Source organism: Pseudomonas sp. SBT1-2 (assembly GCF_028640875.1).
GTDB classification, from domain to species: domain Bacteria; phylum Pseudomonadota; class Gammaproteobacteria; order Pseudomonadales; family Pseudomonadaceae; genus Aquipseudomonas; species Aquipseudomonas chlororaphis_I.
Map to the genome: position 1 here is coordinate 114,754 of NZ_JAQZAA010000110.1, position 14,761 is coordinate 129,514.

A 14,761-nucleotide genomic window follows, 5' to 3' on the forward strand; every position below is an offset into this window, starting at 1 on the left:
GCCCCGGACACGATCAATGGCCATTACGATCCCCTTTTGGCCAACCCCGTGCTGTGCATCCCAGGGGCCGTCGGCAAGAATCGAACCCGGACCGCTGACTCAGTGACCCAGGCTGTCACCAGAATCGCCCTTGTGAACCTTGACCCTCTTTGTCCTTTGCCCTTTTAAAGGACCGCCTGCCGCGTACAGAACATAAAAACCATCGCCACGCTGGGGAAAAAATTCATGGCCACGATGAAAACCATACTGAGTGCCACCGTTTGTGGGCTGTCGCTGCTGGCCGCCGCGGCGCAGGCCGAGCAGCGCGAGCTGCGGGTGTACAACTGGGCCGACTACATCCTGCCGTCGGTGCCCAAGGACTTCGCCAAGAACAGCGGCATCAAGGTCACCTGGGACACCTTCGATACCAACGAATCCCTCGAAGCCAAGCTGCTGACCGGCAACTCCGGCTACGACCTGGTGGTGCCGTCGAACCAGTTCCTCGACACCCAGATCAAGGCCGGGGTGTTCCAGAAGCTCGACAAGTCCAAGCTGCCCAACTGGAAGCACCAGGACCCCGTGCTGCTCAAGCTGCTGGACAGCAACGACCCGGGCAACCAGTACGGCGTGCCCTACATGTACGGCACGGTGCTGATCGGTTTCAACCCGGCCAAGGTCAAGGCAGCGCTGGGCGACAATGCACCGGTGGACAGCTGGGACCTGGTGTTCAAGCCAGAGAACATGGAGAAGCTCAAATCCTGCGGCGTGGCCATGCTCGACTCGCCCACGGAAATCCTGCCGCTGGCCCTGCATTACCTAGGGCTGGACCCCAACAGCCAGAACCCGCAGGACTATGAAAAAGCCAAGGAGCTGATGCTGAAAATCCGCCCCTACGTCACCTACTTCAACTCGGCCAAATACATGACCGATATCGCCAACGGCGACATCTGCGTGGCCATCGGCTACTCCGGCAGCTTCTACCAGTTCGGCAACCGCGCCAAAGAGGCTGGCAACGGCGTGGTGGTGGACTGGCGCCTGCCCAAGGAAGGCGCGCCGATCTGGTTCGACACCTTCGCCATTCCCAAGAGCGCGAAGAATGTCGCCGAGGCCCATGAATTCCTCAACACCCTGCTGGACCCGAAAGTCATCGCGCCCATCAGTGATTTCCTTGGCTACCCCAATGCCAACAAGGACTCAATTCCGTTGATCAACAAGGAGATCACCGGCAATACCGACCTGACGCCAACCCCAGAAGCCCTGAAGAAACTCTATGTGGTGCAACCGCTGCCGCAAAAGCTGGAGCGCGTGCGGACCCGGGTCTGGACCAGCATCAAGTCGGATAAATGATCCCCCTCGGGCAGCCCCGCCCTGGGGCTGCCTGGTCTTCACTTCAGCTCGAACAGCAGGCAGGGATTGCCGTTCAAGCGCCCTTCGAACACCGGGGTCGCCTGCTCCAGCGCGGTCCCCGCCAATAACGCCCGATCCTTGCGCGCCAGGATCACCCAGGCCGGACGCGGCAATGAGGCCAGCGGCGCCAGATCGTCCTTGCCGATAAACCGCGGCTGCTCGTCGTGGTCCAGGTTCATCATGTAGCGCACCGCCCAGGTGTCCTTGCCCAGGTTGAGAAACACCAGGGTGCCGCGGTCCTCCCCACGCAGTTGCTCGACCTGCCCGACAAAACCCCGGGTGTCGAATTGCAGGTCCTTGGCCGGTTCGATCACCTTCACCAGCAGCCACCACTGCGCCGCCAGGGCCAGCAGGCTGAGCAGCACCAGGCGCCGCCCCGGCAAGTCGCGAGTGGTTCGCCAGCAGTACAGCGCCAGCCCCTGCAAACCGAGAAAGACCGCGATCATCAGCGGCAATGACAGCGCCGGCCAATAACCGTGCTTCTGCCAGCTGTGCCGACAAACCAACAGCACCACGACACACAGCCCCGGCAACAGCGCGACCAGGCCGAGATAAAACCGCCGCGCCCCGACCAGCCAACGCTGCGGCTTGAGCAGGCCGTAAGCCGCCACCGCCGCGAACATCGGCACCATGGGCAGGATGTAATAAGCGCGCTTGAAGTGCGGCACCGACAAGCCGAGCAGGATCATCAGTCCGCAGGCGCCCAGGCGCACCAGCAACTGCATCTGATCGTCCGTGTGCCGCGTGGACCGTTGCCGGCGCAGGACGAACAGGGTCGCCAGCGCCAGCGGCACCACCGGGAAGTAACGGTACAGGCTGAGCTGAAAGTAGAAATACAGCGGCTCGCCGCTCTCATCCAGACGCCCGCTCACCTGCATCTGATAGACCTGCCGGGCGAAAGCCTCGCCACCGCTGAACTGCGCCAGCTGCATCAGCAGCCACCAGCAGGCGGCCAGCAGGATCAGGCCGATCACCCCGTGGACGATCACCTTTCTCACCAGCCGCCAGGCGTCGTCCCGGGAACGGTAACGGCCGAGCGCCCAATAGATGCAGGCCACGCCGCAAACCTCGATCAGCCCCAGGGGGCCACGGATGGCGAAGGCAATAAGGAACAACGGGAAAATCGCGTACTGCCGCCATTTAGAGCCCAGCTGCTCGCCGCTGTGCAGCAGGTAAAAACAGCCCAGGCAGAGCAGCGAGACCATCTGGTCCAGGCACACCGAGCGGGACTTCTCCAGCCACTGGGTGGTCAGTGCCGTCAGCAGCACCGCCAGCAGTGCCCAGGTGCGATCAAGCGGTGCCAGCAGGCGGTACAGCAGCGCCAGCACCCCGGCCGAGGCCAGCGCCGTCGGCAGGATATTGGCTAATTGGTTGGGCGCGCCGAACAGCTGGGCAAAGCCATAGCTGAACCAGGTGGCGGTACCCGGATAGTCCGGGTACGGCTCGCCGTAGGTGGTGGGAAACAGGCTGGCGCCGTGGCGGAACATCTCCTGCAAAAACAACCACCAGCGCCCGTCGAAACCTTGCGCTGGCTGGTCCCAGATGCCGAACGTGAACAGCAGCAGGGCCAGCAGAAAGACGCCCAACATCTCGATGCGAATGCGGTGGTGGTTCATGGACGATCCGTCAGAGGGTGCATTGCCCGAAGGCTTGGGCATGCCGGCTGCCATGTTGCAGCCGCAGGCCCTGAACCCTCCCTGAACAGGCCGCAAAAAAATCCCGGCCCCTCCATCAGCAGCCACTCAAGAAGACAGCCTGGCGCGCTCAGCCCTCCTGCCGCAGAAACGGCAGCAGATGAGCAATAAAGGCCTCGGGCGCCTCCTCGGTAATGAAGTGACCACACCCCGGCACTATCGCCCCCTGAAGATTCAGCGCGTTGCCCTGCATCGTCAGCAGCGGTGCATCGTGGGTGGCATGTTCGGCGCCAATCGCCAGGACCGGCATTTCCAAGGCACGGCTGGCACGCTCGCGGTTCTGCCGGATGCTCTCGGGGATGGCCCGGTAATAGGCGAACCCACCCCGCAGCCCGCCGGGCACCGAGTAGGCTTTGACATAGGTCTCGACCGCGACCCGCTCCTGGTGCACCGACCACTTTTCGAACATGTAGGCCAGGTATTGCGCCTCGCGCCCGGCGATCAGCATCTCCGGCAGGTCCTGCAACTGGTTGAACATGAAGTGCCAGAGAAAGATGTTCTGCCCGGGCGGCGCGAAGATCGCTGGCGCCTCGGCCAGGCCGGGAATCACCGCTTCCGTCAGGGCCAGTTTCTCCACCGCCTGCGGGTAGTCGCTGGCCAGGGCATAGGCCACCCACATGCCGACGTCATGCCCCACCACCGAGTACTGGCTGTAACCCAGCGCCAGCATCAGGGCCTGCAGGCGAGACGCCGTGCTGCCGGTGTCGTAGCCCTGCTCGGGGCGATCGGACAGGCCCATGCCGGGGAGGTCGACCGCGATCGCCCGGTAACCCTGCCCGGCCAGCGCCTGCATGACATGGCGCCAGGTGAACCAGGTCTGTGGCCACCCGGGGATCAACAGCACAGGCCGGCCCTGGCCCTCGCTGACATAGTGAATACGCCCGCCGTCCACCTGTACGTAGCCATGGTGGTAGTCACGCCCGGCAAAAGCCTGCTGTTCGAAAAGATCCATGCTCAGCGTCCTTGGTGAGAGGGCTGGGCAATGCCCAGCAGTCGGTTGATCTGCGCCTGGTCCACCGGCGCGCCGGCGAAGTCGTCGAAGACTTTGTCCGTCACCTGGATGATGTGCTGGTTGATAAAGGCCACGCCCTCGCGCGCGCCCTGCTCCTGGTCTTTCAGGCAACACTCCCATTCCAGGGTCGCCCAGCCGGCATAGTCATAGAGCGCCAGCTTGGAAAAGATCCCCTTGAAATCCACCTGCCCGTCGCCCAGCGAACGGAACCGCCCGGCCCGATCGGCCCAGGGCTGATAACCGCCGTAAAGGCCCTGGCGGCCGGTGGGATTGAACTCGGCGTCCTTCACATGAAACATGCGAATGAACTCGTGGTAGATATCCAGGTAGTCCAGGTAATTGAGCTGCTGCAGGACAAAATGGCTGGGGTCGAAGAGCATCTTGCAGCGCGGGTGGTTGCCGACCCGCTGCAGGAACATCTCGAAGGTCACACCGTCATGCAGGTCCTCGCCCGGGTGGATCTCGTAGCACAGGTTCAACCCCTGCTCGTCGCAGGCATCGAGAATCGGCAGCCAGCGCTTGGCCAACTCATTGAACGCCGAGTCGACCAGGCCTTCCGGGCGCTGTGGAAAGGGAAAGAAATAGGGCCAGGCGAACGAGCCGGAAAAGGTCCCCATATCACTGAGGCCCAACCGGCGTGACGCCTTGGCCGACAGCTTCAGCTGTTCGAGGGCCCACTGGGTCTTGGCGCCACTGTCGCCTCGCAGGGCCGCCGGGGCGAAGCCGTCGCACAGGGAATCGTAGGCGGGATGCACGGCCACCAACTGGCCGAACAGGTGGGTGGTCAGTTCGCTGATCACCAGGCCATGTTCGGCCAGGGTGCCGCTGACTTCATCGCAATAGTCCTGGCTGCTGGCCGCCAGGCGCACATCGAACAGGCGCTCATCCCAGGCCGGTACTTGCAGCGCCTTGAACCCCAGCCCCGCCGCCCACGCGGCAATCGCGGGCAAGGTGTTGAATGGCGCTGCCGCGTCACTGAATTGAGCCAGGTGCAGGCTCGGTCCCTTGAGGGTTTTCATTGTTTACGCCCTATTGTTTGTCGGTCGACAAACAATAGGGCGCCCCTCGACACGCCGTCAATACGACAGCTTGATTTTTTTGTCGATCGACCAATAATTGGCAGCACTCCCTTTGCATCGAGAACTGGACATGGCTGGCAGACCCCGCGAATTCGACCGAAAACAGGCCCTGTACAAGGCGCGTGATGTGTTCTGGCAGCGCGGCTTCGAGGCCACGTCCATGTCCGACCTGGTGGACGCGCTGGGCATTGCCTCGGCGCGTATCTATGCGGCCTTCGGCTCCAAGGAAGCGCTGTTTCGCGAAGCCATCGAAGTCTACGAATCGGGCGACGGCGCCTTTGCCGACGCCGCCCTGGGCGACGACATCAGCGCCCGCGATGCCATCGAGCGCATGCTCAGGGAAGCCGTCGAGCTCTACACCCAGCCCGACCGGCCACAGGGCTGCATGGTGGTGTCCTCCGCCACCAACTGCTCGGCGGACAACGACGGCATCAGGGAATGGCTGGCCGAGCACCGCCGCGACAGGACCCGCTCCATCATCGAGCGCCTGGAGCAGGCCGTGCGCGCTGGCGAGTTGCCCAAGCGCACCGACGTGATGTCCCTCGGGGACTGCTATGCCACGGTGCTGCATGGGCTGTCGGTGCAGGCCCGGGACGGCATCGGCAAGTCGCGCCTGCTGGCGATGATTCCCATGGCCATGGCGGCCTTCGATGCACAAACCGAAGCGGCCACATAGCACTCGCCCAACCGCCAAACAGCAGACAAAAAAACGGCCCGGCGGGATCACCGCCAGGCCGTTTTCGAGTCATTGCGCGATTTACAGAAAGACCGCCGAGAGCATGCCCAGCGCGCCCAGGCAACAGCCGATCAGGGTGCCGCGTCCCGGCAACTCACGGAACACCGACCAGATCACCAGCGGTTCGAGCAGCAACAGCGAGGTCACCGACACCACCGTGATCATCCAGATATCGCCGACCGCCAGGTAGCCCAGCCAATAGGCGCCAATCAGGCAGATACCGGCGAAACACATGATCAGTACGGGTAACGCCAGGTCCGGCCATGACGTGTTGCCCGTATGCGCCAGGCGGGCGGCGACCACTTCGCTGTAGATCGCGCAGAACTCGCCCAGCACCATCAGCCCTACAGCAGAAACTCCGAGTAATTCTTTGGACATATGACAAACCCCTTGGTATTGAGAGCCAGATTTTTCAGCTCCCAGGCAGCAATGGCTCCGCTGACGGAGCCGCCATGACCATGCCGAGGGGTTTGCTCTAATTCAGTGACCGTAAGGAACCTGAACATGTCCATCTCCTGAGTGGTAGGTAGTACGGGCGCCCGCGAACGCCATGGGCGATTGCGGGCCGCTCTCTGTATAGGGTATTTCCGGGGCGGTCGACACGCGTTTTTTGTAGTGCATTTGTGTGTTGTCGCGATGACACCCCGGCAAGCCTTTGTCCTCCTTATTTCGAGATGCATCCATGGCCCTCCTTGAACTCCACAGCGCCCACCTCGACCTGGTGGTGCTGGCCCCGGCCCAGGCCGAACTCGAAAGCGCCTACCACCTGGATAACCAACAGCACCTGGCGCCCTGGTCGCCGTTGCGTCCCGCCGGCTACTACAGCCCGGAACAGGTGCGCCTGCGCCTGGAACAGCAGGCGGTCGCCTATAGCTTCGGCAATGCCGTGCATTTCGCCCTGCTGGAAAAGGCCAGCGGCCAAATGGTCGGCACATGCAATTTCACCGGGATCATGCGCGGGGCATTCCAGGCCTGTTACCTGGGTTATTCCCTTGCCGCGCCCCATCAGGGCCGGGGGTTGATGCACGAGGCGCTACAGACCGCCATCGGCCACATGTTCGACGAGTTGAAGCTGCACCGGATCATGGCCAACTACATCCCCGACAACCAGCGCAGCGCCGCGCTGCTGGAACGCCTGGGGTTCGAGCGTGAAGGTTATGCCAGGGCCTACCTGCAGATCGCCGGGCGCTGGCAGGATCATGTGCTCACCGCCCGGGTCAACGACGCCCTGGTTTGACTGGCGCTACTCGGCCCGGAAGTTCCAGACGATCTCCACCACGCGCAGCGCGAGGATCAGGTACACCAGGAACAGGCCGATCTGCAGGGCCGTGTGATAACGCAGCTTGGCCAGCCGGCGCAGGCCGTCGCTGACATTGAGCAGCATCAGCAGCGCCGACACCGTGATCAACCCCCAGCCGGTCAGGTTGGAGCCGAGCAGGCCCATGAACAGCTGATGGTCACCGTGCAGCGCGTTGGTCCCGGCGGCGAACAGCAAGGCGCAGACCAGCAGGTTCTTGAAGTTGTCGAAGACCCGCGTATTCAGGTCGCCGTCCAGCAGTTCCAAATACTTTTGCCATAGTTTGCGCATATTCAAGGCACCGGTTCAGCCGCAGGGTAGAAAGGCGCCCGTAGCGTTTCAGAAGCCTGAAGGCCCGCCGGGCGCACCTTCCAGCGTAGTGACGATTGCCGCAACCTGCCTGTGGCCGTCCAACGTCCCGTGGTGTGCCACATTCAGCAGGGAAAACAGGCGGGACTTGTCCTGCAATCCGATCCCTCGCTCGTTCACGATTTGTTAAGAATCGCCTCCGTATACTCGGAGCGCCTGATCCTCCCCCGGCGCAACCTCTTCGGCAGTTCCCCCATGTCGCGACCCGCACCGCTGTTGCTTCTGCTTGCCGCCCTGCTGTTCTTCTTCGCCCTGGGCAACCACCAGTTGCAAGGCTCCACCGAAGCCCGGGTGGCCGGGATCGCCATGCAGATGCACCTGGACGATGACTGGGTGACGCCCCGCCTGTTCGGCCAGCCCTTCCTGGAAAAACCGCCGCTGAGCCTGTGGCTCGACGCCAGCGCCATCCGCGTGTTCGGTGGCACGCCGTGGGCGGTACGCCTGGCCTCGGCCTTCGCCGGGCTGTTCAGCGTCATGCTGCTGTACGCCATGCTGCGCCGCTTCGGCCGCCCGACAGCGGTGGCCTGGGTGGCCGGCGCCATGCTGGCGACCATGGCCAGTTACTGGGGCAATGTGCGCGGGGTCGGTGAAGACGCCCTGCTCAGCCTCGGCGTGACCCTGGCGCTGCTGGCGTTTTTCCAGACGCAACGGCGCCAGGCCGAACGCCAGCCGGCCATCCTGGGCTGGCTGCTGTTCGCCCTCGGCATCGCCATCGCCACCCTGAGCAAGGGCGTGCTGGGCCTGGCGATGCCGGGCGTGGTGATCTTCGCCTACCTGCTGGCCGACAGCCTGATCGAAAAGCGCTTCGCCCTCGGCCACTGGCTCAAGCCTGGCCTGCTCACCGTCCTCGGCCTGGTGCCGCTGCTGATCTGGCTCTCCCTGCTGTACCAGCGCGGTGGCCTGCAGGCCCTGGGCGAAGTGCTGTGGACCAACAGCGTCGGGCGCTTCGATGGCTCCTTTGTCGAGGCCGGGCATTACGAGCCGTTCTATTACTACCTGGCCAAGCTGCCGCAAGCCTTCCTGCCGTGGAACATCCTGGTCTACCTGGGCCTGTGGCACTTTCGCAAAAGCCTGGTGAAAAACCGCTACCTGCTGTTTTTCAGCCTGTGGCTGCTGGCCCAGTTCACCCTGCTGTGCCTGGCGTCGAGCAAGCGCACCGTGTACCTGATGTCGCTGACCCCGGCCGCGGCGGTGCTGGCCGCCGAATACGCGACAGTGCTGTACGAACGCCTGCGCCTGCGCGCCGCCGGTGAGGGTTTCTGGAGTGCCGTGGGGCGCCAGCGGCGGGGCCTGGCCATTGGCGTGCTGACGCTGGTGGTGTGCAGTTACCTGGTGGCCGCGCAATGGGCCGCGCCACGCGCCGATCGCCAGCTGTCCTTCGTGCCGCTGATCACTGAGATCCAGGCGCTGCAAGCCAGCGGCCAGCAGGTGGCGCTGTATCAGGCCAACGAACGCGCAGGCGGCGCCAGCGTGTTCTACACCCAGAGCCTGCTCAAGGATGTGCAGACCGAAGCCCAGCTGAATGCGTTTCTCGGCACCTCGCCGAACAACGTGGCGGTCATGGCCCTGCAGGAAGACCCCAAGCCACCGCTCAAGGTACTGAAGAAGATCACGGTCAGTCGCCAGGCCTACTACTTTGTCAGCCACTGACCGGCACAGTGAGCGCACATAAAAAAGGCACCCTCATGGGTGCCAGTCAGTCAAGAAAATTGTAGGAGCGAGGCTTGCCCGCGATGAACTTGAGAGCACCAGGTTTACCCAGTAAATACTCGGTATCGTTAACGACCATCGCGAGCAAGCTTCGCTCCTACAGTGGATCACCTTCGCTTAACTGATCGGCATTAACCCTCATTTTCGTCGCCAGGCTTGCGCGCCGGCGCCGGCATGGCTCACTGAACGGTTTTCAGCTTGACCACATCGCCGGAGACCTTGGTGGTGTAACCGCTCAGTACCCAGGCCCAGAACCAGTTTTCCTGGATCTGGGTGTTGATCATCGCGTCACCGCCCTTGGCCTGGATGGCGGCGGTCTGGGCGCGGACGAAGCGGTTGTTCTGCCGGATTGGAATGACCCCGAACAGCATGATGCCGGTAGCCGTTGCTTCGCTGTGACCGACCACGGTGTACTGGCTACTATCAAGTTGCTGAGTTTTCATCGCGGTGCCGGTGCAGCCAGCCAGGGCCAGGACAACCAGCGCAGAGGCGGCGATTTTGCTCAAGTGTTTCATGCATGACTCCATAAACCAGGAACCCGGGAACTCTTTTCTCCGGGGGCGCGCACCCTAACAGTTCTGGTCACCGAAAAAACATCGGCAAGCGCCAAAAATTGCGTCGGGGCCCTCTCCCGCCGGGCGCCTGGCACCGACGATTTCGTCAGCGACTGCAACGTTATCGGTCCGCCGCTGCGATCAGCGTCGTGGACGGGACGGGCCCCGGTTCGGTGTGCGTCAGCACCGGTTGTTCCAGACGGGCGCGGCCATAAAACAGCAGCGCCACCAGCAGGCAGGTCAGCCACACCACGATCCCCGCCCAGAAGGTATGGGACATGTAGTGCCAGCCCTGCAGCACCCGGGTGGTGCCATAGACGAAGCCCAGCAGCAGCGAACCGTGCAGCAGCGCCTTGGAATGGCGCCAGCGATAACGCCGGGCCACGAAGTACAGCGCGAGCAGGGTGAAACCGCCCGAGGCATGGCCGCCCGGCCAGCAGCGGCCGTCACCGGCGGTCTTCAACAGCTCGAAGTTCTCATACCATTCCTTGTGCTCGATCTTGCCGGCGTACTGGGTGGTTTCCACCGGGCAGTACACGCTGGTGTGGCCCTTGAGGTAGTGAATCGCCCCGGTGCACAGGGCGAAGGCTACCACCACGAACAAAAAGTCCCGGCGATGGCGCGCGGTAAAGCGCAGCAGCGGCGCCACGCGGATCCTCTCCAGGAAGGCCTTGCTGCGACCGAACCTTGCGCCCTTGAACAGCGGCCAGACGAATGACAGCAGCAGCCCGATCAACGCCAGCTCGCCCGTCCAGTTGGGGATGATCCGCGCCCACTTGTGGGTGATCTTCTCGAACAGGTGGGAGTGATCCAGCGGGAAGGTCTGGCTCACCGGATCGAAGAACAGGTCGCTGAAGGCGATGTCGATCCGGGTCATGTCGAACATCAGGAACACCAGCGCCGCGCACAGCAGCGGGAGGCCAAGGTTCCATCCATAAAAACGCCACGCATCAGCGCGGGAACGGGAAAGCGCCTGCATAGTCAGGGTCTCGGGCAAGGGACGGTCAGGGACGGTTGAAGGCAACGGAGCGCCAGTCGCTGGCTTCGATGAAGCCGAGCATCTGTGGACGCCCGCCTGGGGTATCGGTGGAGACGAACAACGAGGCGCCATAGCCCAGGGTCGAAGACGGCAGCTTCAGCTGCTTCTCCAGCGCGGCCATGCATTCGCTGTGAGTCACCAGCACCAGGTTGCGCCCGGCCACCTTGTGCGCCAGGGCATCGCGCAACAGGCTGTGCTTGCAGTCGATCAGCCAGCCTTCGCCGCTGCCGGCCTGGTTGAACATGTAGCCCGAGGTCTGTACCGCGCGGGTCAGCGGGCTGTGGTAGATGTCGGCCTTGTCCAGCCCCAGGTGCTCGAACTGCGCGCCGACGCCCACCGCCACCTCGCGGGCACGGTCGGTGATGCCATCGGGCAGGTTCAGGCAGGCGGCCCTGGAATGGTCGCAACGCTCCACATGACGAATCAGCACAATCATCTGGCCCTTGGCCCAGCCGGCGCTCAGCGCCTTGGCTCCGGCCAGGTTGCCATGGGCCAGGTCCGGCACCGCCGCGGGCTTGAGCAGAAAGAACACCAGCGGCAGCACCAGCAAGGCCACCAGGCCTATCACCAGGGCATTGCGATAACGGGCAAAACGGCTCGCGACAAGCGCGGGTTTTGCCACCGGAAGACTGAGTCCTGACGTCACGTTCGAGCCGCCCCTATGACCACCAGACATAAAATCGAGCAGCGCCGCCCACGCTAATCGCTGCCCATGACAATCGAGCGCGAGGCACCCGATCGATGGGCGGACTCTAGGGAGCCTGACGTGGACCAGGGGTGAAACGGATGTGAAAAAAAGCTCAATCGGCCAGGCGGTTTCCATCGTGAAATCAGGCCCTTGCAAAGCCCCAAAATGGTGCACAAAACTAATCCGACGAAATCGTTTCAGCTATTGCCCTTGCCGCCGATACACACCTGCGAACAAATCCTTGCTGGCCACCAATAACAACAATCTTCCAGCGATACACGATCAAGCAGCACAACGTTCCTGGAGGAATTGCATGAATAGCTGGTTCGGCAACATCAGCGTCAATCTCAAGTTAGGCCTGGGCTTCGGCCTGGTCCTGGCCCTGACTACCATTCTCGCCATCACGGGCTGGACCAGCCTGGGCGGTCTGATCGACCGCAGCAACTGGATGAGCGACATCACCCAATTGAACGCCGGGCTGACCAAGCTGCGCGTGACCCGCCTGCAATACATGCTGACCAACGGCGACGAAACCGCCGCGCAGAATGTGCAGGCCACCCTGGACGACTTCTCGGCCCAGCAGCAGAAGCTGCAGAACAGTTTCAAGAACCCGGCCAACGTCAAGCTGCTCAAGGAACAGGGCGCCACCATCAGCGCCTACCAGGCGTCCCTGAACAAGATGCGCAACGCCTACCGCAACGCCAATGCCGCCCGCGTGGTGATGAATGGCAATTCGGAAACGGCGCGCAACCTGATCGCGGCCATCACCACACGCGTTGAGCAAATGCCCCTGAGCGACCAGCGCTTCGAACAGTTCCAGGCCATCACCAAGGCCAATGACGAATTCCAGCTCGCGCGCTTCGCCGTTCGTGAATACATCTACAACAGCACCGCGGACGCCGAGCGCGACGCCGCCGCCCAGATGAACGCGGCGATTGCCGCACTGGGCCCTCTGGACAACCATTTCAGCAGCACCCAGGGCGATGCCCTGCGCCAGTTGAAAGCCGCCCTGAGCGACTACCGCACCTCCCTGCTGACCTTCAAGGCCGCCGTCGGCGAAGCCGGCCAGGCGCGCAAGGAAATGACCGAACAAGGCGCCCTGATCGTCAGCCAGAGCGAAGAGCTGTACCAGTTCCAGCTCGACCGCCGCGACGAAGAAAGCGTCCAGGCCCGCAGCCTGCAAATGATCAGCACCCTGCTGGCGCTGCTGGTGGGCATCCTGGCCGCGGTGATCATCACCCGCCAGATCACCCGTCCGCTGCGTGAAACCATGACCGTGGTCGAGCGCATCGCGTCCGGCGACCTGACCCAGGACGTGCGCGTTACCCGCCGCGACGAACTCGGCGTGCTGCAACAAGGCATCGGCCGCATGGGCGTGACCCTGCGCGAACTGATCGGTGGCATCCGCGACGGCGTGACCCAGATCGCCAGCGCCGCCGAAGAACTGTCGGCCGTCACCGAGGAAACCAGCGCCGGGGTCAACAGCCAGAAGGTCGAGACCGACCAGGTGGCCACCGCCATGCACGAGATGACCGCCACCGTGCAGGAAGTCGCGCGCAACGCCGAAGAAGCCTCGCAAGCCGCAGCCGCCGCCGACGGCGAAGCCCGCGAAGGCGACAAGGTGGTGGCCGAAGCCATCGCCCAGATTGAGCGCCTGGCCAGCGAAGTGGTGCGCTCCACCGACGCCATGAGCGTGCTGCAACAGGAAAGCCAGAAGATCGGCAGCGTCATGGATGTGATCAAGGCCGTGGCCGAACAGACCAACCTGCTGGCCCTGAACGCCGCCATCGAAGCCGCCCGCGCCGGTGAAGCTGGTCGTGGTTTCGCCGTGGTCGCCGACGAAGTCCGCGCCCTAGCGCAGCGCACGCAGAAATCCACCGAGGAAATCGAAGGCCTGGTGGCCGGCCTGCAGAACGGCACCCAGCAAGTGGCCAACGTGATGAACAACAGCCGCAGCCTGACCGACAGCAGCGTCGACCTGACCCGCAAGGCCGGTGCCTCCCTGGAGAACATCACCCGCACGGTGTCGAACATCCAGTCGATGAACCAGCAGATCGCCGCCGCTGCCGAACAGCAGAGCGCCGTGGCCGAGGAAATCAGCCGCAGCATCATCAACGTGCGCGACGTCTCGGAACAGACCGCCGCCGCCAGCGATGAAACCGCCGCCTCCAGCGTCGAACTGGCCCGCCTGGGCAACCAGCTGCAAATGATGGTCAGCCACTTCCGCGTCTGACCCTCGCCTTCGCCCCGGGAACAACGAGGCGCCCACAAGGAAGTGGGCCCCCATCGCCACCGCACAATCACCCCTCCCGCAACACCCCCTGCCGGCCCGCGCCATCCAGCAACGCATCCACCACCGCCCGCGCCATCTCCACCGAATGGATCATCGACCAGATCAAGCCACGCTCGATGCCGCTGGCACTGGTGATCTCATCCGCCGTCTCCTCGGCACACTTGAGCAACAACGACACATGCAACAACGCCTCCTCGGCACTGACCCCGGCGCGCACCGCGAACAACGGCCGACCGTTACCGTCGCGACAACCGAAAGAAGCACTGCCGGTTTCCTGCAAAGCACAATGCAAAGGCTCCCCCTCGACACGACTGTCCAACGCCTGACGAAGGGTTTGATTGGGGATTTCCAACTGAACGATCCGTTCGCGGCTGGGCGAAAGCATGGGCGGATCGGGGACGAGCTTTTTCATGGTGGATCCTCTTGGAATGGAGCCACCACCTACCGCTGCTAAACGAATGAGGGTGGCAGCTGTACGCGGGTTAGCAGACCGGTCCAAGAATCCGGCGCACCCGAAGGCGCCCCACGCACAGCCGCCATGACAGCAACCGAAAAAAGCTGGTTGAGCTGACAGCGATACCTGCGTGACTTGGAAGCGAGCTGCTAAACCCGATCACCGAAAAACCGATGACAAACCCGAGGCTAGACAGCGCCCTTCCCAGACGCAAGCGCCCCGGAGTTTCTCGGAAAAGCCTTACAAAATAAAGTGAAGATCCTCACTTTCAGACAGCGTCCTACACGACAAAACCTGTCATCCGCAGGGCCTGATCGCGAGCAAGCTCGCTCCTACAAAAGGCGCCGATATAGCCGGATCTCTGTAGCCGCTGCCGAGCCTGCGAGGCTGCGATAGGACCGTAGGTCCTCCTGCGGTCTCAAGATCCTGCGCCCGCTTCGCGGTCGATCG

The 14,761-nt window shown here is 63.1% G+C and carries 14 protein-coding genes and 1 pseudogene; 6 read left to right on the plus strand and 9 right to left on the minus strand.

Annotated elements, in window-relative coordinates; genetic code table 11:
• The first annotated feature begins 225 nt into the window (after positions 1–225).
• Entirely contained in the window at positions 226–1,326 is a 1,101-nt protein-coding gene (locus tag PVZ78_RS25420; protein ID WP_028681626.1) for a polyamine ABC transporter substrate-binding protein, read from the plus strand.
• Positions 1,327–1,364: 38 nt separating this feature from the next.
• On the opposite strand, the gene PVZ78_RS25425 is transcribed toward PVZ78_RS25420, so the two are convergent.
• From PVZ78_RS25425 to PVZ78_RS25435, 3 genes are all read right to left on the minus strand, one after another.
• Positions 1,365–3,002, minus strand: a complete 1,638-nt coding sequence (locus PVZ78_RS25425; RefSeq protein WP_273829459.1) for an ArnT family glycosyltransferase — start codon at positions 3,000–3,002, stop codon at positions 1,365–1,367.
• 148 nt (positions 3,003–3,150) lie between these two features.
• Positions 3,151–4,032 (minus strand): alpha/beta fold hydrolase, encoded by an 882-nt coding sequence (locus PVZ78_RS25430; RefSeq protein WP_124339573.1) that lies wholly within the window; start codon positions 4,030–4,032, stop codon positions 3,151–3,153.
• 2 nt (positions 4,033–4,034) lie between these two features.
• Positions 4,035–5,111, minus strand: coding sequence for a sugar phosphate isomerase/epimerase family protein (locus PVZ78_RS25435; RefSeq protein WP_273829460.1), 1,077 nt, complete (start codon positions 5,109–5,111; stop codon positions 4,035–4,037).
• Between the two features lie 130 nt (positions 5,112–5,241).
• On the opposite strand from PVZ78_RS25435, the gene PVZ78_RS25440 reads away from it, so the two are divergent.
• Positions 5,242–5,847 (plus strand): TetR/AcrR family transcriptional regulator, encoded by a 606-nt coding sequence (locus PVZ78_RS25440; protein WP_273829461.1) that lies wholly within the window; start codon positions 5,242–5,244, stop codon positions 5,845–5,847.
• Positions 5,848–5,928: 81 nt separating this feature from the next.
• Here the strand turns inward: PVZ78_RS25440 and PVZ78_RS25445 are convergent, their stop codons facing one another.
• Positions 5,929–6,246 (minus strand): hypothetical protein, encoded by a 318-nt coding sequence (locus tag PVZ78_RS25445; protein WP_009046893.1) that lies wholly within the window; start codon positions 6,244–6,246, stop codon positions 5,929–5,931.
• 343 nt (positions 6,247–6,589) lie between these two features.
• Here PVZ78_RS25445 and PVZ78_RS25450 point away from each other — a divergent pair, with 343 nt between their 5' ends.
• On the plus strand, positions 6,590–7,144 hold the full coding sequence (locus PVZ78_RS25450) for a GNAT family N-acetyltransferase (protein WP_273829462.1): 555 nt from the start codon (positions 6,590–6,592) through the stop codon (positions 7,142–7,144).
• Positions 7,145–7,150: 6 nt separating this feature from the next.
• Here PVZ78_RS25450 and PVZ78_RS25455 read toward each other — a convergent pair whose 3' ends face one another.
• Positions 7,151–7,495 (minus strand): hypothetical protein, encoded by a 345-nt coding sequence (locus tag PVZ78_RS25455; protein WP_273829463.1) that lies wholly within the window; start codon positions 7,493–7,495, stop codon positions 7,151–7,153.
• 273 nt (positions 7,496–7,768) lie between these two features.
• Between PVZ78_RS25455 and PVZ78_RS25460 the strand changes: the two genes are divergently transcribed.
• Positions 7,769–9,223: an ArnT family glycosyltransferase gene (locus PVZ78_RS25460; RefSeq protein WP_273829464.1), complete on the plus strand. Its 1,455-nt coding sequence runs from the start codon at positions 7,769–7,771 to the stop codon at positions 9,221–9,223.
• Positions 9,224–9,462: 239 nt separating this feature from the next.
• Here the strand turns inward: PVZ78_RS25460 and PVZ78_RS25465 are convergent, their stop codons facing one another.
• The 3 genes from PVZ78_RS25465 to PVZ78_RS25475 all read right to left on the minus strand — a co-directional run bounded on the left by PVZ78_RS25465 (position 9,463) and on the right by PVZ78_RS25475 (position 11,552).
• Entirely contained in the window at positions 9,463–9,798 is a 336-nt protein-coding gene (locus PVZ78_RS25465; RefSeq protein WP_028681622.1) for a hypothetical protein, read from the minus strand.
• Between the two features lie 160 nt (positions 9,799–9,958).
• Positions 9,959–10,816 carry a phosphatase PAP2 family protein gene (locus tag PVZ78_RS25470; RefSeq protein WP_038630559.1) on the minus strand — a complete coding sequence of 286 codons (858 nt, stop codon included), beginning with the start codon at positions 10,814–10,816 and terminating at the stop codon, positions 9,959–9,961.
• Between the two features lie 25 nt (positions 10,817–10,841).
• Positions 10,842–11,552 (minus strand): histidine phosphatase family protein, encoded by a 711-nt coding sequence (locus PVZ78_RS25475; RefSeq protein WP_050899115.1) that lies wholly within the window; start codon positions 11,550–11,552, stop codon positions 10,842–10,844.
• 460 nt (positions 11,553–12,012) lie between these two features.
• On the opposite strand from PVZ78_RS25475, the pseudogene PVZ78_RS31885 reads away from it, so the two are divergent.
• Positions 12,013–12,891: pseudogene (locus PVZ78_RS31885) on the plus strand (methyl-accepting chemotaxis protein); the annotation flags it as partial.
• A gap of 201 nt (positions 12,892–13,092) precedes the next feature.
• Complete coding sequence (locus PVZ78_RS31890) at positions 13,093–13,797, plus strand: methyl-accepting chemotaxis protein (RefSeq protein WP_371920907.1); 705 nt, start codon at positions 13,093–13,095, stop codon at positions 13,795–13,797.
• A 67-nt stretch (positions 13,798–13,864) separates the two neighbouring features.
• Here PVZ78_RS31890 and PVZ78_RS25485 read toward each other — a convergent pair whose 3' ends face one another.
• Entirely contained in the window at positions 13,865–14,269 is a 405-nt protein-coding gene (locus tag PVZ78_RS25485; protein WP_273829465.1) for a DUF3077 domain-containing protein, read from the minus strand.
• Between the last annotated feature and the right edge of the window lie 492 nt (positions 14,270–14,761).

Bases quoted from the DNA above. Each gene is read 5' to 3' on its own strand.
- PVZ78_RS25420 (WP_028681626.1), top strand. From the start codon at position 226: ATGGCCACGATGAAAACCATACTGAGTGCCACCGTTTGTGGGCTGTCG.
- PVZ78_RS25425 (WP_273829459.1), bottom strand. From the start codon at position 3,002: ATGAACCACCACCGCATTCGCATCGAGATGTTGGGCGTCTTTCTGCTG.
- PVZ78_RS25430 (WP_124339573.1), bottom strand. From the start codon at position 4,032: ATGGATCTTTTCGAACAGCAGGCTTTTGCCGGGCGTGACTACCACCAT.
- PVZ78_RS25435 (WP_273829460.1), bottom strand. From the start codon at position 5,111: ATGAAAACCCTCAAGGGACCGAGCCTGCACCTGGCTCAATTCAGTGAC.
- PVZ78_RS25440 (WP_273829461.1), top strand. From the start codon at position 5,242: ATGGCTGGCAGACCCCGCGAATTCGACCGAAAACAGGCCCTGTACAAG.
- PVZ78_RS25445 (WP_009046893.1), bottom strand. From the start codon at position 6,246: ATGGTGCTGGGCGAGTTCTGCGCGATCTACAGCGAAGTGGTCGCCGCC.
- PVZ78_RS25450 (WP_273829462.1), top strand. From the start codon at position 6,590: ATGGCCCTCCTTGAACTCCACAGCGCCCACCTCGACCTGGTGGTGCTG.
- PVZ78_RS25455 (WP_273829463.1), bottom strand. From the start codon at position 7,495: ATGCGCAAACTATGGCAAAAGTATTTGGAACTGCTGGACGGCGACCTG.
- PVZ78_RS25460 (WP_273829464.1), top strand. From the start codon at position 7,769: ATGTCGCGACCCGCACCGCTGTTGCTTCTGCTTGCCGCCCTGCTGTTC.
- PVZ78_RS25465 (WP_028681622.1), bottom strand. From the start codon at position 9,798: ATGAAACACTTGAGCAAAATCGCCGCCTCTGCGCTGGTTGTCCTGGCC.
- PVZ78_RS25470 (WP_038630559.1), bottom strand. From the start codon at position 10,816: ATGCAGGCGCTTTCCCGTTCCCGCGCTGATGCGTGGCGTTTTTATGGA.
- PVZ78_RS25475 (WP_050899115.1), bottom strand. From the start codon at position 11,552: ATGTCTGGTGGTCATAGGGGCGGCTCGAACGTGACGTCAGGACTCAGT.
- PVZ78_RS31890 (WP_371920907.1), top strand. From the start codon at position 13,093: ATGACCGCCACCGTGCAGGAAGTCGCGCGCAACGCCGAAGAAGCCTCG.
- PVZ78_RS25485 (WP_273829465.1), bottom strand. From the start codon at position 14,269: ATGAAAAAGCTCGTCCCCGATCCGCCCATGCTTTCGCCCAGCCGCGAA.